Raw genomic sequence first — 23,114 nt, forward strand, 5'->3', positions numbered from 1 at the left:
GTCACACACCGCCGGTTTCGCTGAGGGCGAGAAGCTAGGGTGCGGTGCATGACCGACGGATTCGACCTGACGCGCGACGGCGAAGTCGCCCGCCTGACGCTGACCCGGCCGGAGAAGATGAACGCCATCACCTACGGCATGTGGGCGGCGATCCCGGACGTCGTCGCCGAGGTGGAGGCCGACCCGGCGCTCAAGGCGCTGGTGATCGCCGGGGCCGGCCGGCACTTCTCGGCCGGCGCCGACATCAGCGAGTTCGGGGAGCTGCGCACCACGGCGGAAGGTGCGGCGAGCTACGACAAGGCCGTCGAAGGCGCGGTCGCCGCCCTCACCGCGATGCGCAAGCCGTCGATCGCGATGATCCGGGGCAACTGCATCGGCGGCGGCTGCCAGGTCTCGGTCGCCTGCGACTTCCGGTTCGCCGCCGAGGGCGCGCGGTTCGGCATCACCCCGGCGAAGCTCGGCATCGTCTACCACTTCGACTCGACCCGCCAGCTCGTCTCGCTCGTCGGCCCGGCGCACGCCAAGTACTTCCTCCTCTCCGGCGAGCTGATCACCGCCGCCCGCGCCCGCGAAATCGGCCTGCTCAACGACGTCTTCCCGGCCGGTGACCTCGAAGCCTCGACGCTGGCGTTCGCCGAGACGCTGTGCTCGCGCTCCCAGGCGTCCGTCCGCGGGATGAACCGGATCATCGAAAAGATCGTCGCCGGGCAGGAGACCTCCGACGCCGAGGTCGAGGAGATCCGGTCGGAAGCCCTGCACGGCGAGGACTACGCGGAGGGCGTCGCCGCGTTCCTCGAGCGGCGCCCGCCGCGGTTCACCTTCCGCTGACCTCGAAGTCCAGGTAGGCGTGGAAGTGCTCGGCGACGACGTCGGTGACGCCGGCGGGGTCGAGCTTGCCGTCGATCTCGATGACGCGGATGCCGAGGTCCCGCGCCGCCCGCACGGCGTGCGCGGCGAGCATCCGGTCGCGCGTCAGCCGGGTGCGCTGCTCCGGGATCGCGGGCCCGTCGGGCCGGTGCCGGAGCTGGTGCTGGCGGAACAGCTCGGTCGGCACCAGCACCACCATCCGGCCGGGGGAGTCCACGAGCGGGGCGACGAGCTCCGGCCGCAGCCCCCGGCCCTCGGCGACGATCGGCCGCGGCGAGGTCAGCGCGCGCAGGTCGTCGACGGCGCAGCGGAAGCGGTGGCCGAACTCGGCCATCATCGCGGTCAGCTGGTCACCGACCGGGAGGTCGTCCGGCAGCGGGTCGCCGGGCCGGGCCCGGTCGTCATGGTGGTAGGTCGTCAGGCCGTGCCGCTCGGCCAGCAGCCGCGCGACGGTGGACTTCCCGGTCCACGGAGCGCCGCCGATCCACAGCGCCTGCCCGAGGGTGCCGAACGGATCCCAGGTCATGAGACGACTATTGCGGGACCGGCGGCCCGATGGCCAGTGTTCCGGCGCCGGTTGATCCGTTCAGCGCAGGGTGACCCGGCACGCACGCCCCGGCGTCAGGTCCGGTCGCCCTCACCGTCGACGACGAGCACGGTGGAGGCGTCCGCGAAGTCCGGTTCCGGGCCGATCCGGAAGTGGAACCGCGAGCCGGGCCGGACGGCGGCGATCACCTGCGTTTCGGCCGTGTCGAGCACGATGATGGCGAGCTCGGTGGTCTTCGGCTCCGGGCGGAACACGACGTCCGGACGCGGTTCGGGAACCACGATCGGGAGCGGCAGGGTGCCGCTGACCGAGCCGGAGCCGAAGTCCTCTTCGTCGCGCTCCGGCGGCTCGAACGGGGCCGGCGGGAGCAGCTGCGGTCGGCGCCGCCACCAGAGCCCGGCGAGCAGGCCGGTCAGCAGGCCGCCGGTGCCGCTGACGACCGACGCCAGCCCGACGCCGAGCCCGGACGGCTCCTCGGCCACCGCAGGCGGCCCGGCCGGTGCGGCGGGCACGGGCGCCGGCAACGGGCCGAACCGCACGCCCGGTTCCGGCGCGGCGTCGTCGGGCAGCTGGAGCACCTGACCGGGCTCGATCGCGGCGGGGTCGGTGAACGGCGTGCCGTCCGGCCGCGGCCGCCCCTGGTTCAGCCGGAAGATCTCCGGGAAGCGCCGCCCGTCGCCGAGCGCGCGCTCGGCGATCTTGAACAGCGTGATCTCCTCGGGGTTGTCGGCATGCGGCACGATGAAGTACTTGACCGGAGGCGGCGGATCGGCCTGCGCGAGCGCGGGACCGCCGGCGAGCACGGCGAAGAGGACACCGGCGCAGCCGGCCTGCCCGGCCCGCCCGAGGACGCGGCGAACCGCGGGAACCCGGTTTACGACCATCGTCGGCACCTCTCCCCGGCGACCCGCTGGGGTCTCCGGTGTCGCCCTCTACACGGGGCGGGTGCGGACGCGGTTCAGATCTTGTCCCACGGCACGGTCGCGTACGCCTCGGCGAACAGGGCCACGGCGCGGTCTGCCGGCGGCAGCACGAGGTCGTCGACGGCCGTGACCGCACGTCCGGGCGTCTCGGAGTTCGTCAGGACCATCGCGTCGAATCCGCGCAGGTCGGCGGGCCGGACTTCGCGCGTCTCCTGCGGGACCCCGAGCCGACGCAAGGCTTCCCGCTGCACCAGCATCGTGATCCCCGGCAGCACCGCGGCGTCCGGCCAGACGACGGTGCCGCCGGCGAGGAACGCCGCGTTCCAGATCGACGCCTCGCTGATCCGCCCCGCGAGGTCGACGAACAGGGCGTCGTCGAAGCCCGCCAGGCGGGCTTGCCGGGCTTCGTGGATCAGGCCGAACGTGCCGAGGTGCTTGACCTGCGGCAGATCGCGTTGGTACCGCACGGTCCGCAGGCGCAGCGGCGCCGGATCGGGCTCGTGCGGCGGCCCGGTCCGGACCAGGATGTCCGGCGTCATCGGCTCGTCGAACGACCGGGTGAGCACGACGACCCGGACCGAGAGCGCGGGGTCGTCCGCGATCGCCTGCCGGACGTGGGAGCGCACCAGGCCGGTGTCGAGATCGGTGCCGAACAGCAGCCGCGTGCTCGCGGCGAGCCGCTCGAGGTGGAACGCGAGCCCGCGGACCCTCCCGGCCCGGACCTGCATCGCGGTGAAGTGGCCGTAGGAGACCGATCCCGCGAGTGCGGCGTCCGGGCCGAGCGGATCCCCGTTCAGCTCGAAGCGGGGCGGCACTAGGAAACGGTGACGCCCGTGAACTTCACCTGCTTGGTCGGCGCACCGGTGCCGTCCTGCGGGTTCGGGTTCGCGATGCCGGCCTTCGCCACCGCGTCGAGCACCTTCAGGCCCTCGTCGCTGATGCTGCCGAACACCGAGTAGTCCGCCGGGAGGCCGTCGGCGCTGCCGTAGACCATGAAGAACTGGCTGCCGCCGGAGTTCGGGGCCTGCGTCTTCGCCATCGCCAGGATGCCGCGGCCGTACTTGATCTCCGGGAACGCCTCGTCCGGCATCGTGTAGCCCGGGCCGCCCTGGCCGTCGGTCGTCGGGTCGCCGGTGGCCGCCGGGTCACCGCACTGCAGCATCTGCAGGCCTTCGGTGCCGAGCCGGTGGCACATCGTGCCGTCGTAGAAGTTCTGCTTGGCCAGGCTGATGAAGCTCTGCACCGCGCAGGGGGCGAGCGCGCGGTCGAGCGTCAGCGGGATGTCGCCCGCGGTGCTCTTGAGCGTCACGTTCACCGTGCCGGTCGACGGGACGTTCTTGCCGTCCGGCGGGTTCACCTTCTTCGGCGCCTTGCCCGTCGCGTCGGCCTTGAAGTCGCACGACGTCGGGTTCGGCAGCGGCGTCGCCCGCTTCGGCAGCGCGGTGCGCTGCGTCGGGATCTGGATTTCGGTCGGCGGCGGGGCGGCCGAGGACGACGCGGCGGTGTCGGTGCTGTCGCCGCTGTTCGCGCTCACGATCCACACCACGACACCGGCGACGACGAGGACGGCCACGCCGACCACACCAGCCCCGATCATCCGGCGTCGCTTCTGCTGCTCCAATCGGCGCTCGAGCTGCCGCTCGAGTTTGCGCTTCGCAGCTTCGCGGCGCTGCTGGTTGGTCGCCACCCCGTACCCTCCAGGTTTCCGCTCGTCTCACACGTTTGAGGTAGCGGCAGTGTATGGGCACAGCCTGTGAGGACCATGTACAGGGCCCGCTAGTCTCAACCCGATCGTGATCGGCGCCATCCGGCGCGGAAGTCCGGGGAGGCGTTCGGTGCTCGTCGTCGGGTTCGGCAGCGGCCCGCTGCAGGCCAACTGCTACCTGCTGGCGGCGGCCGCCGGCGGGCCGTGCGTGGTCGTGGATCCGGGCCAGGAGGTGGCCGCGCCGCTGGCCGCCGCGCTCGACGAACACGGCCTGGTCCCGGCCGCGTTGCTGGCCACCCACGGGCACCCGGACCACGTCGCCTCGGCGGCCGCGCTGTCGGCCGAGCACGGCGTCCCGCTGCACCTGCACGCGGAGGACGCCGCGCTGTACGAAGGGGAAAGCGTGCCTCTTTCGCCGGGCGTGTTCGCCGGCCTGGACGTCGACGTCCGCCACGTGCCGGGCCACACCCCGGGATCGGTGGTGCTGGGCCTGGCGACGCCCGAGGGCGGCCGGCTCGCCCTGACCGGGGACACGCTGTTCGCCGGCTCGGTCGGCCGCGGGGACGTGACCACGGCGCTGCGGGACCTGCTGGCGGCGTTCCCGGACGAGACGGTGGTGCTGCCGGGCCACGGCCCGGCGACGACGATCGGCCGGGAACGCGCGGGCAACCCGTTCCTCGCCGGGACGGGGGCGGGACGGTGACCGAACGCATCGCGCTGTTCGAGGAGGACCCGCGCGGCCGCCGTCGCCGCGGGATCTCGGGCCTGATCGGGGTGGTGATCGTCGCCGCGGCGTTCGGCGGGATCGCCGGCCTGATCGGCGGCACGGTGACCGGCCTGGTCGTCGCGCTGGTGATCGCCCTGCCGCTGCTGTACGTGATGGCGGTCAGCATCCGGCGCCGCGTCTGGCTGGAGGGCTCGACGCTGATCGTGCGCACGTGGGGCTTGCGCCGTGTCGACTTGACGACCGCGACCCGGCTCGACCTCGTCGTCGGCGACGTCCGGGGCAGCCGCACGGTGAGCCTGCTGGTCAACGCCGGCCAGCGCGGCAAGGTGGCGAAGGTCGACCTCGCCGTGTTCTCCGGGACGGGCGGGCGCGAGCTGGGCATCGTGCCGCTGCGGAAGCTGGCGAACGCGCTGATGAACAACACCGAGGCCAACGGTCTCGTGTTCGGCGAGCTGCTGGTCGCGGAGCTGAAGGCCGAGGCGCGCGGGTCCGGCGTGGCGGAGCGCCCGCTCTACCGGCTGGCGTCGGTGGCGCCGTCGGGCAAGTACGTGCAGCGCTTCACGATGGAAGCCGTCAGCCGCTTCGTGGCGACGCTGGACTGAGCACCGTCCCGAGGTGCCCGGCGGGCTCCCGGGAGGCGATCAGCGCGGCCAGGACGGTGGTCACCGGGACGGCCGCGACGATGCCCACGCTGCCGGCGAGCGTCCGGATGATCTCCTGCGCGATGTCCTCGCTGCCGAGCAGCGCGCCGAGCCCCACGCCGGAGATCGACGAGTACAGCAGCACCGGCAGCGCGGCCCCGGCGTAGGCCATCACGAGGGTGTTGACCGCCGAGCCGACGTGGTCGCGGCCGATCCGCAGGCCGGAGTGGTAGAGCTCGCGCCAGGTCAGGTCCGGGTTGGCCCGGCGGAGTTCCCAGACGGCGCTGGTCTGGGTGACGGTGACGTCGTCGAGCACGCCTAGGGCGCCGATGACGACGCCGGCGAGCAGCAGCCCGCGCGCGTCGATGCCGTGGCCGAGCGAGCCGATGAGCGTCGAGGTGCTGTCGTCGAGCCCGGTCAGCGAGGCGGCGGCGGAGAAGATGGCGGACAACACACCGATGAGGGCGAGGCTGACGAGCGTCCCGAGCACGGCGGCGGACGTCCGCGCGGAGAGGCCGTGCGTCAGGTAGAGCGCGATGAACATGATGGCCCCGGCCCCGGCGATGGCCACGACCAGGGGATTCTCGCCGGCGAGGATGGCCGGGAGGATGAAGAGCGCGATGACGACGAAGGACAGCCCGAGCGCCACGAGCGCGGCGACGCCTTGCCACCGCCCGAGCACGAGCACGGCGACGGCGAAGAGGGCGGCGAGGACGAGCAGCGGCGTGCCGCGCTGGAAGTCGACGAGCTGGAAACTGGCGGGATCGTTCGAGTTCCCGCCGTTGTAGGCGAGGACGACGGCGTCCCCGGCGGCGAAGCGCGGGGTGCTGGGCTCGATCGGGACGGTGAGACGCAGCGGTTTCCCGTCGGCGGGGCCGTCGGTCATGGTGAGGTCGACGGTCAGGCAGGGTTTCGCGTTCGGGTCGGTCTGGTCGCCGACCTGCACCTGCCCCTGGGCGAGGCACGGGCCGGTGGCGGTGGTCCGGATGTCGGCGTGCACGGGGGTGCCCTGCGGGACGACGCTGGTGGGGGAGGCCTTGCCCCAGGGGTAGAGGACGACCATGCCGACGACGGTGGCGAGGGCCAGCGGGGCGAGCAGCCAGATCAGGAGGAGCTTGACGCGCCGGGAGGCGGGGGCGGCGGGGCCGTGTCCGTGTCCGTGTCCGTGTCCGGCGTGCGCGGCTTCGGTTTCGGCGGGGGCTTTGCGCCGGGGACGGGCGCTGGTTCCGGTGGCCCGCTGCGGCCCGGTGTCCCCGCGGCGGCGCCGGGGTTCGGCCTGGCCGTTTTCGGCCGGCACCCGCAGCGATCCGGTGGCCCGCTGCGGCCCGGTGTCGGCTCGCTTGTCCGCGGCCGGAACCCGCTGCGGTCCCGTGTCCGTGCGGCGGCGCGCCGGATCCGCCGCGCGGCGGGCACCCTCGGCGGGCGTGCGGCGGGCTGGTTTCCGCGACGTTCCGGACGTGCCGCGGGCCGGGGAAGGGGACACCTCGTCCGTGATCCGGCGAATCGGGCCGGTTGCGTCGTCGTCCAGGTCGGGGCGGTCCACCCGCACATCCTGACAGCGGGATTCCGCACCCCGCGCGAGGGGCCGCCGACGGCCCGGTTCGTCCCGAAGCGCCGATCCCGCGTGATTGGAGGGTCATCTCGCGTGATTGGAGGGTCATCTCGCGTGATTGGCGGGTCGACACGAAGTTCAGCCGTAGGCCTGGCGGACGTGGACGCGGCGGTAGGCCGACGGCGGGGTGTCGAAGTGGTCCAGGAAGGCTTGGCGCAACGTCTCCGTCGAGCCGAAGCCGCAGCGGCGGGCGATCGTCGCGAGCGGGAGGTCCGTTCCGGACAGGAGCCGGGCCGCGTGCTCGGTGCGGATCGTGCGGACGTACCGGCCCGGGGTCGTGCCCAGGTGGGCGTCGAACAGCCTGGTCAGCTGGCGCGTGCTGATCCCCGCCCGGGCCGCCAGCGCGGGCGTGCCCAGGTCGGCGTCCAGGTGCTCCGCGATGTACGCCGTGAGGTCGCGGACCTCCCGGTGCTCCGGCGGCGGGCCGGCCAGGAAGAGGCTCACCTGGGCCTGGTTGCCCGGCCGCTGCAAGTACGTCACCAGCGCGCGGGCCGCCTCGCGGGCCAGCGACGGGCCGTGGTCGGCCTCCACCAGCGACAGCGTCAGGTCCAGCCCGCTCGTCACGCCCGCCGCCGTGTAGACGTTGCCGTGGCGGACGTACAGCGGCACCGGGTCCACCGTCACCGACGGGTAGTCCCTGGCCAGGCGCGCCGCGTAGCGCCAGTGCGTCGTCGCGCGGCGGCCGTTGAGCAGGCCCGCCGCCGCGAGCACCTCCGCGCCCGTGCACACCGAGGCCACCCGGCGGCTGGTGCGGGCGAGCCGCCGGACGTGGGCCAGGACGCGCTCGTCGGCCGCCGCGGCCGTGCTGCCCCAACCGCCCGCGACGACCAGCGTGTCGAGGTCGCCGGCGACCTGGTCGAGCCGCAGGTGCGGCTGCAGCGTCAGCCCGGAGCCGGTGGTGATGCCGTGGCCGTCGACCGAAGCCAGCTGCAGCTCGTACGGCGGCCGCGCGCCGAGCCGGTTCGCCGCGTCGAACACATCGGCGGGGCAGGCGATGTCCAGCAGCTCGGCGTCGGCGTAACCGACGATCGCGACCCGTCTGGGTGAGCCTGGCATGACCGAACGCTAGCAGCCGGACCGGCGCTCGGACGTGGTTCGCAGGAATTCGGACATCCGCGCCGCCCGCCGATCGCCCGAAAGCCACGGTGAACGGCATGACCGATGACCGGAAGACCATCGCCTTCGTCGTGTACCCCGGCCTGACGCCGCTCGACCTCGTCGGCCCGCTCCAGGTGCTCAGCGCGCTCGGCCGGCTCGATCCGCGCTTCCGGACCGTCGTGGCCGGCGCCACCAAGGACGCCGTCGGCACCGACACCCCGCTCCGGATCGCTCCCAGCCACACCTTCGACGAAGTGCCGTCGCCCTTCGCCGTGCTGGTGCCCGGCGGCACCGTCCCGACCCTGCGCGCGATGGCCGACGAGCGCCTCCTCGCCTGGCTCCGCAGCGCCGCCGAGACGGCCGAGCTGGTGACGTCGGTCTGCACCGGCTCGCTCGTCCTCGGCGCGGCCGGGCTCCTGGACGGCCGGCAGGCGACGACGCACTGGATGTTCCGCGACCTGCTGACCGCGCTCGGCGCCACCCCGGTCGCCCGGCGGTGGGTCGAGGACGGCCCGGTGATCACCGCGGCCGGCGTCTCGGCGGGCATCGACCTGGCGCTGCACCTGGCGGAACGGCTGGCCGGACGGCAGGTCGCGACGAACATCCAGTTCGCCATCGAGTACGACCCCGAGCCGCCGCAGGGCGCCCTGGATTGGGCGAACCAGCCCTACGGCGACCTCAAGCCGCTGCGGGAGCACACGCTGCGCGAAGGCCTGGCGGAGCACCCGGGTCTGCTGGAGAAGCTGCTCGCCCGCGCCTGAGGCCGAACGTCGTCGGCCATCCGGGTGAGCGGGGTTCCCCCGACGCGCCGGGAGGTTAGATTCAGCTCGCTCGATCAGGTGATCTCGCGGGTGGGGTGTTGTAGCCGTGCGGTTCCAGGTCCTCGGCCCGTTGACGGCCTCCGTCCCGCTGCCGTCGGCGGCCCAGCCGCGGCGGCTGCTCGCCGTCCTGCTCGCCCGCGCCGGCCAGTTCGTCGGCCGCGACACGCTGGTCGACGAGCTGTGGCCGGACGGCGCGCCGTCGAGCGCCGCCGCCATCGTGCAGGTCACCGTGTCGAAGCTGCGCAAGACGCTCTCGCCCGGTCTCGGGGCCGCCGAGGCCGGGCAGCGCCTGCGGTCGGGGCCGCGTGGGTACGCCCTCGCCGTCGAGCCGGGGGAGCTGGACGCGGACGAGTTCCTGGCGCTGCTCGCCTCCGGCGCCGACGACCGCGCGCAACGCCGTCGCGCGCTCGAACGGGCGCTGGCGTGCTGGCGGGGCGACGCGTTCGCCGACGTCGCGGGCGGCCCGCTGCTGGAGGCGCACAAGCTGTGGCTGGACGACCGGCGCTCGGCCGCGCTGCTGCAGCTGGTCGAGCTGGAACTCGCCGACGGTGACGGCGGGGCGGTCGTCGAGCGGCTCGACCCGGTGGTCGCGGCCCGGCCCGCCGACGAGCGGTTCGCCGCCCGGCTCGCCGCCGCCCTCGGTGCCGTCGGCCGCCGCGAATCGGCCCTGGAGGTGCTCCGCCGGACCCGCCGGGCGCTGTGGGACGAGGCGGGCGTGTGGCCGGGCGCCGACCTCGTCGAGGTGTACCGCCGGATCGCCGGCACCGAGTGGACGACGCCGGGGCCGCCCGCCCAGCTCCCGCCCGCGGTCCCCGACTTCACCGGCCGCGCGGCCGAGCTGGCCGACGTCGGCCGCGCACTGCGCGGACCGGCCCCGGTCGTGCTGCACGGTGCCGCCGGGGCGGGCAAGTCCGCGCTGGCGGTCCAAGCCGCCTGGCGGGCCCGCCGCCGGTTCCCCGACGGCCAGCTGACCGCGTCGCTGCGCGCCCCGGACGGGACCCCGGCCGAACCGGCGGCCGTGCTGACGGGCTTCCTGCGCCGGCTCGGCGCGACCCCGGCCGAACTCGCCGACCGCACCGGGCTGGCCGGGCTGTGGCGCGGCTACACCGCCGACCGCCGGCTGCTCGTGCTGTTCGAGGACGCCGTGTCGGAGGCCCAGGTGCGCGCCCTGCTGCCGAGCGGGCCCGGCTGCGCCACGCTGGTCACCACCCGCCGCGAACTGCCGGGACTGTGCGGGGCACGGGCGATCCCGGTCCCGGCACTGTCCACAGAGGACGCCTGGGCGCTGTTGACGGCGATCGCGGGGGAGGACCGCCTCCGGGCGGAACCCGAAGCAGCCCAACGGGTTCTCGGCCACTGCGCCGGGCTCGCCCTCGCCGTCCGGATCGCCGGCGTCAAACTCGCGACACGGCCGAACCAGTGCGTCGGCGACCTCGCCGCACGGCTCTCCGACGACCGCCGCCGCCTCGACGAGCTGACCGCCGGCGACCTCGGCGTCCGCGCCGCGGTGACGTCGGCGCTGCGCGAACGGCCCGCCGCCGAGGTGTCGCTGCTGCGGCTGCTCGCCGCCTTCGGCGTCGCCGTCCCGGACTGGTGCGCCGCGGCGCTGCTCGACCGGCCGCTCGGCGGAACCCGCGACCGCCTCGACGACCTGGCCGCCACGCACCTGCTGGAACCGGCCGGGCCGCGGTGGGTGGTGCCCCCGTTCGTACGGCTGGTGCTGGGCGAGACCCCGGCCGACGAAACCGCGCTGCGCCGGGCCTGCGAAGCCGCGCTGGCGCACGCCGAACACGCGCGCGGCCGTCGAGCACCCGGGCTGCCGAAGCCGGACCCGGTGATCGCCCGGCGGATCGCCGCCGACCCGGCGGCCTGGGCGGCCGAGGAGACCGGCCTGCTCGCCGCCGCCGTCCGGCTGGCGGGCGTGCACGGCCCGCCCGAGCTGACCGAACAGCTCGCCGACGCCTGCACCGCGCTGGCCGGCACGCCGTGGCTGGGCCACGCCGCCCGCGCGGTCTCGGTGCTCGGGCTGGCCGCGGCCCGCCGCCGTCGTGACCCGCGCGCGGAGGCCGAGAAGCTCCACAACCTCGGTGCGGTGCACTGGCAGCACGGCCACTGGCACCGGGCGCAGGCCTATTTCGTCATGGCCGAGCAGCGCTACCGCGCCCTGGACGACCCGCAGGGCACCGGCGCGGTGCTGGCCGCGCTCGCCGACGTCCACCTCGACGGCGGTGACCCGCGGGCGGCCGAGGCCGAGCTGCGGGAGGCGCTGGGGCTGCTGCGCGAGTGCGGGGACCGCCGCGGGCAGGCGGCCGCGGCCGCACAGCTGGGTTCGCTGGCCGAGGACGTCGGGGACGTGCGGCGCGCGGTCGAGAGCTTCGAGGTGAGCATGCTGCTCGCCCGGGAGTGCGACGACGGCCGCGGGCACGACCACGCTGCCAAGCGCTACGCCGACGTCCTGCGCCGCCACGGCGGCCGGGACCAGGCAGCAGACCTGCTCACCGGTGCGCTCGGCGGCGCCGTCCGCACCCGCGAGCGGCACTGGGAGGCCCACGTCCTGCGCAGCCTCGGCGACCTGCACACCGACGCCGGGGAAGTCGCCGACGGACAGCGGTTCCTGACGCGCTCGCTGGCGCTGTTCGAGCAGATCGGGCACCGGCACGCCGCCGCCTACACCCACCGCAGCCTGGCCGAGGCCCGCCGCCGCGCGGGCGATCCGGCGGGCGCGCGACGGCACCTGCTGCTCGCGCTGGACGTCTTCCGGGAACTGCGCGACCGCCGCGGCGCCGGGTACGCGCTGCTCAGCCTCGGGCGGACGCACGCCGAAGCCGGCGACCGGGGCGAAGCGGAACGGCTGCTGCGCTCCTCGGCGGGGTTGTTCCGCGAGCTCGGGTTCCCGCTGTGGGAGCTGCGGGCGCTGCACGAAATCACCGCCGTCACCAGCACTTCCCCGGATCGCGACCGGACTCGTGAAGTCTTGGCGAAGATCAGGACCTGACGGCGTCCCGGCCCGCCGCGCGGCACCGGCAGTTTGGCGAAGTTATGGCCGGCCCGATTTGGCTCACCCCCGTCCGGATCATCGCAGGGTAGGGAGACAGGTCATGCCGGGACAACGGATGCTGGCGCGGGTGGCACTGGGGCTGGCCGCGTCCGCCGCGACGGCGGTGTTCGCCACCATCGGCACCGCGCAGGCGACCGAGCAGGTCACCAAGCTCACCCAGGCGCAGGCCGCGTCGCAGCTGTCCGCCGCCGGTGTCACGCACTCGTCGAGCGGCGGCTGCACCAACCGCAACAACTCGACGTGCACGTCGTACGAGCAGATCAACCAGAGCACGGTCAGCGGGGTCATCACGCTGAAGCGGGCCAGCGGCTGCGCCATCAACATCACCGGGGGCACCGAGACCGGGCACGCGTCCGGCACCTACAGCCACTGGAACGGCTACAAGGTGGACATCTCGCACAACAGCTGCATCGACGCCTACATCAAGAACAGCTTCGGCTACGCCGGCCTGCGCGGCGACGGCTACCCGCAATGGAAGGCGGCCTCCGGCAACCTCTACTGCGACGAGGGCAACCACTGGGACATCACGTACTACACCTGCGGCTGCTGACCGGGCCGGGGCCTGCCGCGGGCAGGCCCCGGTTACCGGGTGCGACGAGCGGGTACCTCTCCGGGAGGAGGTGAGGGAGATGACATCCCCCCGAACCCGGGCGCCCCGGCACCGCACGGCGGTGCTCGGCGCGGCCGCCGGAGTGGTCCTGCTCGCCGGGCTCTACCTGGTCCTGGCCCCGTGGCTGACCGGCTTCGGCGGCGCGGGCGTGCTGGCGCTGAGCGACACCCTGGTCGGCCTGGTCCTGATCGCGCTGGCGATCGCCCGCACGGCCACCCGCCGGCTCGCGCTGATCGGCTGGGTGATCCCGGTCCTCGGCGCGTGGGCCGCCGTTTCGCCGTGGCTGCTCCGGCACAGCGGGGAGACCCCGCCGTCGGCGGGCGCTCTGGCCGGCAACGTCGTGGCCGGTCTGGTGGTCGTGGTGGCCGGGATCGCGGTGCTCGCCCGGAAGAACTGAGCCCCCTTCGAAGCGACGCGCCCGCGCGGATCCGCACGCGGGGAGAAACCGCTGTGCAATCGAGAGGAAGGGCACGGACCGCCGGATCCGTACGGTCGACGCACACCTACGGACCGCGGAGGAAATGCCCTCTCCGCTCGAAGGAGAGTGCAGTGAACGTCGCCCAGGCAGCACCCGCATCGATGGCGTCGGGTCTCGACCCGCGCCGCTGGAAAGCCCTCATCCTGCTCTGCACGGCCAACTTCATGGTGATCCTCGACGCGCAGATCGTCATCATGGGCCTGCCGTCGATCTCGGCGGACCTCAAGCTCTCGCCCGTCGCGGCGCAGTGGGCCCTCTCGGCCAACCTGCTCACCTTCGGCGGGTTGCTGCTGCTGGGCGGCCGCGCGGCCGACCTGCTCGGCCGGCGCAAGGTGTTCATCGCCGGCACCGCGTTGTTCCTGCTGGTGTCGCTGCTGTCCGGGTTCGCCTGGAACGCCGAGGTCCTGCTGGTGGCCCGGGCCCTGCACGGCGTTTCGGCCGCGCTGATGGCGCCGACCGCGTTGTCCATCCTGACCAACACCTTCCCCGAAGGCCGCGAACGCAACAAGGCGTTCGCCGCGTGGTCCGGGATCGCCTCCATCGGCGCGACCGTCGGCTTGCTGCTCGGCGGCACGCTCATCGACTGGCTGGGCTGGCAGTCCATCTTCTTCGTCAACGTCCCGGTCGCGCTGCTGATGCTGGTGCTGAGCCCGGTGCTGCTGCGGGAGAGCAAGGACGCGGGCAAGCAGCGGACGTTCGACCTCGCCGGCGCGGTCGTCAGCACGGCCGCGCTGGGCCTCCTGGTCTACATCCTGGTCGAGGCGCCCGCGAAGGGCTGGGTCAGCTTCCACACGCTCGGCCTGGGCGTGGTCTTCCTGGTGCTGGTCGCGCTGACGCTGGTGATCGAGAAGCGGTCGGCGGCGCCACTGGTGCCGCTGCGGCTGTTCCGGTCGCCCGCGCTGGTCGGCGGCAACGTCGTGACGGCGATCGTCGCGGCGCTGGCGTTCGGCATGTCGATGGCGATTTCCCAGTTCTCGCTCGGCGTGCTGCACTACACCGCGCTCGAGTTCGGCCTCAGCCAGTCGGCGATGCCGATCGCGGCGGTGGCCGGTGCCTACCTCGCGCAGGCCCTGCTCAACCGCCTCGGCATCCGCATCGTCTCGGTCGCCGCCGTGGTGCTGCTCGGCATCGGTTCCTTCCTGCTGACCGGGATCTCGCCGACCGGCAGCTACTGGGCCGACGTCTTCCCGGCCCTGCTCCTGTTCGGCCTGGGCCTCGGCGGCGGCCCGGTCGCCCTCGCGGCGGCGGCCCTGAACGGCATCGCCAAGCGCGACGCGGGTATCGCGTCCGGCTTCAACACCGCGGCCTTCCAGATCGGCGGCGCGATCGGCGTCGCGATCGTCTCCACGGTGATCGCCGCGCACATGGCGCAGGCGGCCACGAACCCGGCGGCGATCCTGGAGGGCTTCACGCAGGGCTTCGTGGCGTGCGTGATCTTCGCGGCCGTGGGCCTCGTGCTGGCCGTGGCGCTGCTGCGCAAGCAGGGCAGCCCGGTCCAGGTGGTGCCGGAGCAGCGGACGCACTGAGTTCCGGACACGGACGGCCTCCCCGGTTCCGCCGGGGAGGCCGTTTTCACGTGGAGATCCGGAGCCAGTCGCCGTCGGCCTTGCCGGGCCGGTAATCGCCGTCGGCGCGTTTCGCGTAGACCCCGCCGAGGCCGTGTTCGCGCGCGGCCGCCAGCACGGCTTCGCCGCCGCCGCGGAAGTACCGCGGCACCTGCCAGGCACCGCCGGACAGCCCGAGATCGGCGAGCATGTCCCGCCGTTCGAGGTAGGGCAGGTCCAGCGTCGCCCGGCCGTCGTAGTGCAGCAGGTCGTAGGCGAAGAAGAAGGCGGGGCAGTGCTTGGCCATCCGCTTGGCGTCACTGCCGTCGGCCCGGCTGCGGCGGGCGAGTCCCGCGGGATCCGGCCGGCCGTCGCAGACCACGACCATCTCGCCGTCGAGCAGCACTTCGGTCGAACCGAGGGTTTCGCCGAGCTTGTGCAGCTCGGGCCAGCGCCCGATGACGTCGGCGCCGGTCTCGTCGTGCGCGGCGATGCGGCCGCCGGACACGCACAGCATCGTCCGGGCGCCACCCCAGTCGAACTCGTAGGCCCAATCGTCGTCCTCGGCCGGCAGCTCGCCCGGCACCGCGGCCATGGGTTCGAGGAATTCGGGGGAGTCCTCGTGCCCGTCCTCGGCCGGATCGAGGCGGCGCAGGGTCCAGTCGCCTTCGTCTTCGGGGTTGTGCCGGTTGAGGAACAGGTACTTGCCGTTCGCCTTCCCGCCGTGGAAGACGACCTCGACCTTGTGGTCGTTCCAGTGCAGGGTTTCGTAGCGGCCGGTGTCCCAGATGGCCATCCACCCGCCCCCGTACTCGCCGGCCGGGATCTCGCCTTCGAAGTCGAGGTACTCCATGGGGTGGTCTTCGGTGTGCACGGCCAGGCGCGTGACGCCGGGGGAGCGGGGAAGGCCCTTCGGCACCGCCCACGACACGAGCACGCCGTCGCGCTCCAGCCGGAAGTCCCAGTGCAGCCGCGAGGCGTGGTGCTCCTGGATGACGAACAAGTCGTTCCCACCGGCGACGGGCGGGCCTTCGGGCCACGGTTCGGGCGTGCGCTCGCGGGCGCGCTTGCGGCGGTATTCCTCGAGTTTGTCGGCCATGGCCGCCCCAGTACCCCTTCCGCTCGAAGCTTCCAGGGTACCGGGCTGTCCGGGTGTGATGCGCGGCCGCCGGTTGGGCTGGGCCACCCGTCGAGCCGCGCCTACCGATCCCGGTCGGCGCAGGGAGCATTCGAACCGCACCGGCGCAGCCCCGACGTCACCGCCTGGCGGCAGCGGTGACCAGTCGCGGATGGCTCATCCCCGGCGCCGGAACGCCGGGAATGAGCCATCCACCGCACTCAGTCCGTCTCCGCCATGGCTTCGGCGAACTGGGCCGCGTACAGCCGCGCGTACGCGCCGCCGCTGTGCAGCAGTGTTTCGTGGTCGCCCTGCTCGACGATCTGCCCGTGCTCCATCACCAGGATCACGTCCGCGTCGCGGATCGTGGAGAGGCGGTGGGCGATGACGAAGCTGGTGCGGCCGCTGCGCAGCGAGTTCATCGCCCGCTGGATCAGCACCTCGGTGCGGGTGTCGACGGAGCTGGTCGCCTCGTCGAGGATGAGGATCACCGGCTTGGCCAGGAACGCCCGCGCCACCGTGATCAGCTGCTTCTCGCCCGCGCTGACCGTGCCGCCCTCGTCGTCGAGCACCGTGTCGTAGCCGTCCGGCAACGTCCGCACGAAGCGGTCGACGTACGTCGCCTGTGCCGCCTCGACGATCTCCTCACGGGTCGGGTCGTCCGCGCCGTAGGCGATGTTCTCCGCGATCGTGCCGCCGAACAGCCACGCGTCCTGCAGGACCATGCCGGTCTGGTCGCGCAGCTCCTCGCGGTTCATCTTCGCGATGTCGACGCCGTCGAGGGTGATCCGCCCGCCGTCCAGCTCGTAGAACCGCATCAGCAGGTTGACCAGCGTCGTCTTCCCCGCACCCGTCGGGCCGACGATCGCCACCGTCTGACCGGGTTCGACGGTCAGCGAGAGGTCCTCGATCAGCGGCTTCTCCGGCAGGTAGCGGAACGAGACGTCCTGGAACTCCACGCGGCCCCGGATCACCGCCGGCCGTTCCGGCACAGCGGGCTCCGGCGCCTGCTCCTCGGCGTCGAGCAGCGCGAACACCCGCTCGGCCGACGCGACCCCGGACTGCAGCAGGTTCGCCATGCTGGCGATCTGCGTCACCGGCTGGCTGAACTGGCGCGAGTACTGGATGAACGCCTGCACCTCGCCGAGCGTGAGGCTGCCCGACGCGACGCGCAGCGCGCCGATCACCGCCACCAGCACGTAGCTCAGGTTGCCGATGAACATCATCGCCGGCTGGATCATCCCGGAGATGAACTGCGCCTTGAAACTCGCCTGGTACAGCGTCTCGTTCTGCTTGTCGAAGATCGCCGCGGACTCCTCGCGGCGGCCGAACACCTTGACCAGCGAGTGCCCGGTGTACATCTCCTCGACGTGGGCGTTGAGCTTGCCCGTCGTCGACCACTGCTTGATGAAGTTCGGCTGCGCCCGCTTCCCGACCTTCGCGGCCACGACCGCCGACAGCGGCACGGTCAGCAGCGCGATCAGCGCCAGCAGCGGCGAGATCAGGAACATCATGATCAGCACGCCGATCACCGTCAGCAGCGACGACACGATCTGCGACAGCGTCTGCTGCAGCGACTGCGCCAGGTTGTCGATATCGTTGGTGACGCGGGACAGCACCTCACCGCGCGGCTGGCGGTCGAAGTACTTCAGCGGCAGGCGCGCGAACTTGTCCTCGACCTCCTGGCGCAGCCGGTACACCGCCTGCTGCACCAGCGTCGTCGTCAGCCGGGCCTGGATCAGGCCGAAGAACGACGAGATGACGAACAGCGCCAGCACGACCAGCAGGATCCGGCCGACCTTGTCGAAGTCGATGCCGACACCCGGCACGAGGTCGACCCGGCTGTAGATGTCGGCGAGCGTGCCGTCGCCCCGGGCGCGCAGGCCGGCGACGATCTGCTCCTTCGTGACCCCCGGCGGCACCTGCTTGCCGAGCACGCCGGCGAGGATGGCGTCGGTGGCCTGGCCGAGGATCTTCGGCCCGATCACGGTCAGCGTGACGCTCGCCGCGCCGAGCACGAGGACACCGATCAGCGCCACCCGCTGCGGTCGCAGCAGCTGCAGCAGCCGTTGCAGGGAGCCCTTGAAGTCCAGCGCCTTCTCCGCCGGCGCGCCGCCGCCCATCCAGCGGGCACCCGGTCCGGCGGCGCCACCGGTGTTGCGGTGCCGTTGGGCGGTCGGCCGTTCGCCGGCGTCGGTGACGGCGGCTTCGGGCGATTCGGTGGTGCTCACGCCGCCTCCTGTTCGGTGAGCTGGGACAGCACGATCTCCCGGTAGGTTTCGTTGCCGTCCATGAGTTCGCGGTGGGTGCCGGTGCCGACGACGCGGCCTTCGTCGAGGACGATGATCCGGTCGGCGCCCCGGATGGTGCTGACCCGCTGCGCGACGATGACCACCGTCGCGTCCTTCGTCTCCGACACCAGCGCGCGGCGCAGGGCCGCGTCGGTCGCGTAGTCGAGCGCCGAGAACGAGTCGTCGAACAGGTAGATCTCCGGCTTGTGCACCAGCATCCGCGCGATCGCGAGGCGCTGCCGCTGACCGCCGGAGACGTTCGTGCCGCCCTGGGCGATCGGCGCGTCGAGACCTTCGGCCATCGCTTCGACGAACTCCTTGCCCTGGGCCACTTCCAGCGCGTGCCACAGCTCTTCGTCGGTGGCGTCCGGGTTGCCGTAGCGCAGGTTGCTCGCCACCGTGCCGGCGAACAGGTACGGCTTCTGCGGCACCAGCCCGACCGCGCGGGCAAGCACCGCCGGGTCGAGGTCGCGGACGTCGACGCCGTCGACCTTCACCGTGCCGGCGGTGGCGTCCATCAGCCGGGGGATCAGGTTGAGCAGCGTCGTCTTGCCGGTGCCGGTGGAGCCGATCACGGCGGTGGTCTCACCCGGCCGCCCGATCAGCGAAATGTCGCACAGCACCGGCTTTTCCGCGCCGGGGTAGCGGAATTCGACCCCGGACAGCTCCAGGTGGCCGTGCACCGCGCCCGGGCGGATCGGCGACACCGGCGGCCGGACGCTGGACTCGGTGTCGAGCACCTCGCTGATCCGCTCGGCGCTGACCTCCGCGCGCGGGACCATCATGAACATGAACGTGGCCATCATGACGGCCATCAGGATCTGCAGCAGGTAGGACAGGAACGCCGTCATGGCGCCGATCTGCATGCTGCCGGAGTCGATCCGCTGGCCGCCGAACCACAGCACCGCGACGCTGGACACGTTCATCACCAGCATCACGATCGGGAACATCAGCGCCATCAGCCGCCCGACCCGCAGCGAGACGGTGAGCAGCTCGTCGTTGGCGACGTCGAAGCGCTGCCGTTCGTGCTTGTCGCGCACGAACGCCCGGATCACCCGGATGCCCATGATCTGCTCGCGCAGGATCTGGTTGATCCGGTCGATGCGCACCTGCATCAGCCGGAACGCGGGCCGCATCTTCGCGATGATCAGCCCGACCGAGACCGCGAGCACCGGCACGATGACCAGCAGCAGCGACGAGAGCGGCACGTCGAGGTTCAGCGCCAGGATGATGCCGCCGACACACATGATCGGCGCGGACACCATCAGCGTCAGCGTCATCAGGACCAGCATCTGGACCTGCTGGACGTCGTTGGTGGTGCGCGTGATCAGCGACGGCGTGCCGAACTGGCCGACCTCGCGGGCCGAGAAGTCCTGCACCCGGTGGAAGACCCCGGCGCGGATGTCGCGGCCGATCGCCATCGCCGTGCGGGCGCCGAAGTAGACCGCGCCGATCGAGCCGGCGATCTGGGCCAGCGTGACGGCGAGCATCATGGCGCCGACCCGCAGGATGTAGCCCATGTCGCCCTTGATCAGGCCGTTGTCGACGATGTCGGCGTTCAGCGTCGGCAGGTAGAGCATGGCGATCGTCTGCACCAGCTGCAGTGCGACGATCACCCACAGCGTGCCCCGGTACGGGCGCAGGTGGCTGCGGAGGAGCTTGACTAGCACAACGATTCCCCCAGTGGAGTGGTGGTGGTCGGTTCGGGTTTCCGTTCGGTGCCGCCGGTCAGGGTCGGCATCCCGGCGGCGAGCTCGTCCAGCAGCCGCTCCAGCGTCGGCAGGAGCGGTTCGCCTTCGGTGAACCAGTTCACGAAGGCGACGCGGACGGCACTTTCCACCGAGGAGGCCATCAGCCGGCACAGCAGGTGGTCCACACCGCCCACCCGGTTCGCGATCGTTTCGGCGAGGACCCGCTCGACCGCCGCGTGGGCGTTCAGGAATTCGCCCCGCAGCATGAGCTGGCCCATCAGCTCCCGGATACGCGCAACATACGCGCGATCGGGCTCGCCATCACGCGAATATTGCTCCAGCACCGCCTGCTTGACGGACGTCCAGAGCGGCTCGCCCTCGGGCCGGGCGAGCAGGGCTTCGCGCATCCCCTCGTGCCGGTCGACGACGACCGAGCAGACCGCCTGCTCCTTGCTGGAGAAGTAGTTGTTGAATGTGCGGGGCGAGACACCCACCTCGGTGGCGATGTCCTCCACCCGGACGTTCTCCAGCCCCCGCTCCAGCGTCAGCCGCAGGGCGGCCTGCGCGAGCGCCCGGCGGGCTTCGCGCTTCTTCCGCTCGCGCAGGGTCAGCTTCGGTGGTTCTTCCGGCGGCATGTGCGGAGTGTAGCGAAAAAGTTGCGTGCCCCGCAATTTTTTGCGTGGCCCGCAAGTTTTGGGACGAATCGGGCGCGACTTGCGATTTCGGGGCCAGGGCCTGCCTGGACTGCGAGTACGCCGGGCGTGTGCGCTCTGTTGCGACCCGCAATTTGCAAAATTGAACCGAATGGCCTAATCCACTGCGCTCACCAGCGGCGACGCTCCGAAATCACGATCACGCAGGGCGATCGCACGGGGACCGGCTGTGGACATCCCACGAACCTTTCTGCTTGCATGTCCCGCATCGCCGCCCGGGGGTCGGCGCAGCACACGCATTTCCCAGAAAACACACACGTTCAAGGAAGAAGTGGGACCACATGGCGAGCCGGGCCCGGGAACTCCTGGATCGATCACGCGTCCTGCTGGACCGCTCGCGGGTCGCCGCCGCGCAGTTCCTCACCGCGCCCCCGAAGCACCCCGGGTCCGCGCCGCCGGCCGGTCCGGCGTTCGTGGAGCTGACCCGGCCGGAGCCGGTGGCCGAGCCGTCCGGCGAAGGCGTGCTGGCCGAGATCTGCGCCAGCGTCGCCCTGCGTGACCTCAACCTGCTCGACCAGCTCCTCGCGCGGCTGGAGGAGCTGGAGGCGGGGGAGGAGGACCACCACCGCCTCGCCGAGCTCTACCAGCTCGACCACCTCGCCACGCGGCTGCGGCGCAACGCCGAGAACCTGCGCGTGCTCGCCGGGCAGGACACCGCCGGCGACGCCGCCCGCGCGACCTCGGTGCTCGACCTGATGCGCGAGGCGATGTCGTCGATCAACCACTACGCGCGGATCACCATCGGCCGGGTGGTCAACCTCGGTGTCGTCGGCTTCGCCGCCGAAGACCTGGGCCGGGTGCTGGCGGAGCTGTTCGACAACGCCGCCAACCAGTCCTCGCCGAGCTCGCCGGTGCACGTGAGCGCGCACCTGACCGAGCAGGGCAGCGTGCTCGTCCGGATCGAGGACGAGGGCATCGGCATCCCCGCCGATCGGATCGGCGATCTCAACGCGCGGCTGGCCGCGGGCGGCGACCTCGACGACGCCTCGGCGCGGCACATGGGCCTGGCCGTGGTCGCCCGCCTGGCCGCCCGCCACGGCGTCACCGTGCGGCTCGACCGCCGCAGCCCGCACGGCACGGTCGCCACCGTGCTGCTGCCCACCGGCGTCGTCACCGAACTCGCCGAGAACGCGTGGTCGGGGACGCGCACCGTCACGGTCGAGCCGGTCAAGACCGGCGCCGGCCCCGAGCCGGCCACCGTCGGCGGGTTGCCGCGCCGCCGCGCCGGCACCTTCCCCCGCGAGTCGCCGGAGCCGCTGACGGCCCGCAAGCCCAGCCCGCGGCCCCGCCCGGTCGAGGGCACCACCGGCGGGATCACGGCGAACGGCCTGCCGCGCCGGGTGCCCGGCAGCATCCGCGGGGCCGCGCCGGAACCCCCGCCACCGCCACCACCGCCCGCCGAGGACGCGGCCGGGCACGAGCGGCTGCTCGCCGACCTCGGCGCGTTCGCCGACGGCGAGCAGGCCGCGCTGGCGGAGAACCGCACCCGGCAGGACGAGACGCCCGGAGGAACCGCCCGGTGAGCGCGCCCCACTCGGCCACGGCGAACTTCGCCTGGCTGCTCGACGACTTCGTGCGCAAGGTGCACGGCGTCAGCCACGCGCTGATCATGAGCGTGGACGGCTTCCCGCTCACCGCGTCGGACTCGGTCGGCGAGGCCGAAGCCGAACAGCTCGCCGCGATCGCCAGCGGCCTGCTCTCCCTGGCGGGCAACAGCGCCGCGCTGTTCGGGAAGGGCGCCTGCGAGCAGATCATCATCCGGCTCACCCACGGCTACTTCCTGTTCATGGGCATCGGATCCGGTGCCGGGCTCGCGGTGCTGACCTCGGGCGAGGCGGACATGAAGGTGGTCGCCTACGAGATGACCCAGTTCATCACCAACGCCGGCCACGCGCTCACCCCCGAGGTGCGCGCGGAGCTGCGGCAGGTGCTGACCGCGCGCCGGCCCCGGATGTGACGCCCGTGCCCGAGGATGTGATGCCCGTGTCCGAAAAGGACACCACACTGCCCCGCCGGCACCGCCGGATCCGCGCGTACGCGCTCACCGGCGGCCGCACCGGCACGCGCCACCAGCTGCTGGTGGAGACGCTGATCTCGGTGCCGCAGTACGACCCGGCGCTGAGCGACACGCTGATGCCCGAGTCGCGCTCGCTCTACGAACGCGCCCGGGTGCGCTGCTCGGTCGCCGAGCTGTCGGTCGGGCTGGACCTGCCGCTGGGCGTGGTGCGGGTGCTGCTCGGCGACCTCGCCTCCCAGGGTGCGGTGTTCGTCCACCCCACCGCGCACGCCTACCACCACGACACCAACGTGCTCGAGAGGATCCTTGATGGGCTCAAGCGGCTCCCCGCCTGAGGGCGATCTGCTGACGATCTCCGCGAAGATCGTCGTCGCCGGGGGCTTCGGTGTCGGCAAGACCACCTTCGTCGGTGCGGTGTCGGAAGTGCCGCCGATGAGCAACGAAGCGTGGATGACCGAGGCCGGGGAAGGCATCGACGAAATCCCGCCCGGCGGCAAGTCGACCACGACCGTGGCGATGGACTTCGGGCGGATCACGCTGCGCCCGGATCTGCTGCTGTACCTGTTCGGCACGCCGGGGCAGGCGCGGCCCCCCGGTACGCCTCGAATTCGACGCCGTGGAGCACGTCGTTCGTGCCGTACCGCATCCGCAGCC

General features: G+C 72.7%; 22 protein-coding genes. 12 read left to right on the forward strand and 10 right to left on the reverse strand.

Going from position 1 to position 23,114, the window contains the following annotated elements:
- The first annotated feature begins 48 nt into the window (after positions 1–48).
- Positions 49–828 (forward strand): enoyl-CoA hydratase/isomerase family protein, encoded by a 780-nt coding sequence (locus ACWDN5_RS05105; protein WP_449674607.1) that lies wholly within the window; start codon positions 49–51, stop codon positions 826–828.
- Here the strand turns inward: ACWDN5_RS05105 and ACWDN5_RS05110 are convergent.
- From ACWDN5_RS05110 to ACWDN5_RS05125, 4 genes are all read right to left on the reverse strand, one after another.
- Positions 815–1,393: a DEAD/DEAH box helicase family protein gene (locus ACWDN5_RS05110; protein ID WP_310970451.1), complete on the reverse strand. Its 579-nt coding sequence runs from the start codon at positions 1,391–1,393 to the stop codon at positions 815–817. The genes ACWDN5_RS05105 and ACWDN5_RS05110 overlap by 14 nt on opposite strands.
- 95 nt (positions 1,394–1,488) lie before the next feature.
- Positions 1,489–2,298, reverse strand: coding sequence for a LysM peptidoglycan-binding domain-containing protein (locus ACWDN5_RS05115; RefSeq protein ID WP_310970452.1), 810 nt, complete (start codon positions 2,296–2,298; stop codon positions 1,489–1,491).
- Positions 2,299–2,372: 74 nt separating this feature from the next.
- On the reverse strand, positions 2,373–3,152 hold the full coding sequence (locus ACWDN5_RS05120) for an aminotransferase class IV (RefSeq protein WP_449674610.1): 780 nt from the start codon (positions 3,150–3,152) through the stop codon (positions 2,373–2,375).
- Positions 3,152–4,024 carry a peptidylprolyl isomerase gene (locus ACWDN5_RS05125; RefSeq protein WP_310970455.1) on the reverse strand — a complete coding sequence of 291 codons (873 nt, stop codon included), beginning with the start codon at positions 4,022–4,024 and terminating at the stop codon, positions 3,152–3,154. The genes ACWDN5_RS05120 and ACWDN5_RS05125 overlap by 1 nt, the downstream gene beginning before the upstream one ends.
- Positions 4,025–4,172: 148 nt before the next feature.
- Between ACWDN5_RS05125 and ACWDN5_RS05130 the strand changes: the two genes are divergently transcribed.
- Entirely contained in the window at positions 4,173–4,745 is a 573-nt protein-coding gene (locus ACWDN5_RS05130; protein WP_310970457.1) for an MBL fold metallo-hydrolase, read from the forward strand.
- On the forward strand, positions 4,742–5,371 hold the full coding sequence (locus ACWDN5_RS05135) for a hypothetical protein (RefSeq protein WP_310970459.1): 630 nt from the start codon (positions 4,742–4,744) through the stop codon (positions 5,369–5,371). The genes ACWDN5_RS05130 and ACWDN5_RS05135 overlap by 4 nt, the downstream gene beginning before the upstream one ends.
- On the opposite strand, the gene ACWDN5_RS05140 is transcribed toward ACWDN5_RS05135, so the two are convergent.
- Positions 5,343–6,953, reverse strand: a complete 1,611-nt coding sequence (locus ACWDN5_RS05140; protein WP_449674613.1) for a YibE/F family protein — start codon at positions 6,951–6,953, stop codon at positions 5,343–5,345. The genes ACWDN5_RS05135 and ACWDN5_RS05140 overlap by 29 nt on opposite strands.
- A gap of 147 nt (positions 6,954–7,100) precedes the next feature.
- Complete coding sequence (locus ACWDN5_RS05145) at positions 7,101–8,078, reverse strand: GlxA family transcriptional regulator (protein ID WP_449674615.1); 978 nt, start codon at positions 8,076–8,078, stop codon at positions 7,101–7,103.
- A 98-nt stretch (positions 8,079–8,176) separates the two neighbouring features.
- On the opposite strand from ACWDN5_RS05145, the gene ACWDN5_RS05150 reads away from it, so the two are divergent.
- The 5 genes from ACWDN5_RS05150 (at position 8,177) to ACWDN5_RS05170 (ending at position 14,613) form a co-directional block, all read left to right on the forward strand.
- Complete coding sequence (locus tag ACWDN5_RS05150) at positions 8,177–8,881, forward strand: DJ-1/PfpI family protein (RefSeq protein ID WP_449674617.1); 705 nt, start codon at positions 8,177–8,179, stop codon at positions 8,879–8,881.
- Between the two features lie 106 nt (positions 8,882–8,987).
- Positions 8,988–11,936 (forward strand): BTAD domain-containing putative transcriptional regulator, encoded by a 2,949-nt coding sequence (locus ACWDN5_RS05155; protein ID WP_449674619.1) that lies wholly within the window; start codon positions 8,988–8,990, stop codon positions 11,934–11,936.
- Between the two features lie 103 nt (positions 11,937–12,039).
- Positions 12,040–12,549, forward strand: coding sequence for a hypothetical protein (locus ACWDN5_RS05160; RefSeq protein ID WP_310970466.1), 510 nt, complete (start codon positions 12,040–12,042; stop codon positions 12,547–12,549).
- A 79-nt stretch (positions 12,550–12,628) separates the two neighbouring features.
- Positions 12,629–13,006 (forward strand): SPW repeat protein, encoded by a 378-nt coding sequence (locus ACWDN5_RS05165; protein ID WP_310970468.1) that lies wholly within the window; start codon positions 12,629–12,631, stop codon positions 13,004–13,006.
- Positions 13,007–13,158: 152 nt separating this feature from the next.
- A complete protein-coding gene (locus ACWDN5_RS05170; RefSeq protein ID WP_310970469.1) occupies positions 13,159–14,613 on the forward strand; it encodes an MFS transporter in 1,455 nt (484 codons plus the stop codon).
- A gap of 46 nt (positions 14,614–14,659) precedes the next feature.
- Here the strand turns inward: ACWDN5_RS05170 and ACWDN5_RS05175 are convergent, their stop codons facing one another.
- From ACWDN5_RS05175 to ACWDN5_RS05190, 4 genes are all read right to left on the reverse strand, one after another.
- Entirely contained in the window at positions 14,660–15,730 is a 1,071-nt protein-coding gene (locus tag ACWDN5_RS05175) for a DNA polymerase ligase N-terminal domain-containing protein (protein WP_449674622.1), read from the reverse strand.
- A gap of 239 nt (positions 15,731–15,969) precedes the next feature.
- Positions 15,970–17,979 (reverse strand): ABC transporter ATP-binding protein, encoded by a 2,010-nt coding sequence (locus tag ACWDN5_RS05180; RefSeq protein ID WP_449674624.1) that lies wholly within the window; start codon positions 17,977–17,979, stop codon positions 15,970–15,972.
- The gene (locus tag ACWDN5_RS05185) at positions 17,976–19,709 is read right to left on the reverse strand and encodes an ABC transporter ATP-binding protein (protein ID WP_310970473.1); all 1,734 of its coding nucleotides are present in this window, start codon (positions 19,707–19,709) and stop codon (positions 17,976–17,978) included. Before ACWDN5_RS05185 ends, ACWDN5_RS05180 begins: the two co-directional genes overlap by 4 nt.
- Complete coding sequence (locus tag ACWDN5_RS05190; protein ID WP_310970475.1) at positions 19,703–20,365, reverse strand: TetR/AcrR family transcriptional regulator; 663 nt, start codon at positions 20,363–20,365, stop codon at positions 19,703–19,705. The genes ACWDN5_RS05185 and ACWDN5_RS05190 overlap by 7 nt, the downstream gene beginning before the upstream one ends.
- 359 nt (positions 20,366–20,724) lie before the next feature.
- On the opposite strand from ACWDN5_RS05190, the gene ACWDN5_RS05195 reads away from it, so the two are divergent.
- From ACWDN5_RS05195 to ACWDN5_RS05210, 4 genes are all read left to right on the forward strand, one after another.
- The gene (locus tag ACWDN5_RS05195) at positions 20,725–21,966 is read left to right on the forward strand and encodes a sensor histidine kinase (RefSeq protein ID WP_310970476.1); all 1,242 of its coding nucleotides are present in this window, start codon (positions 20,725–20,727) and stop codon (positions 21,964–21,966) included.
- A complete protein-coding gene (locus ACWDN5_RS05200; RefSeq protein WP_103341531.1) occupies positions 21,963–22,400 on the forward strand; it encodes a roadblock/LC7 domain-containing protein in 438 nt (145 codons plus the stop codon). The genes ACWDN5_RS05195 and ACWDN5_RS05200 overlap by 4 nt, the downstream gene beginning before the upstream one ends.
- Before the next feature lie 20 nt (positions 22,401–22,420).
- The gene (locus ACWDN5_RS05205; protein ID WP_310970478.1) at positions 22,421–22,795 is read left to right on the forward strand and encodes a DUF742 domain-containing protein; all 375 of its coding nucleotides are present in this window, start codon (positions 22,421–22,423) and stop codon (positions 22,793–22,795) included.
- The coding region (locus ACWDN5_RS05210) for a GTP-binding protein (RefSeq protein ID WP_449674628.1) at positions 22,770–23,114 on the forward strand (345 nt) is incomplete at its 3' end. The genes ACWDN5_RS05205 and ACWDN5_RS05210, both read left to right, overlap by 26 nt.

The sequence above is a fragment of the Amycolatopsis sp. NPDC003731 genome, assembly GCF_053586895.1.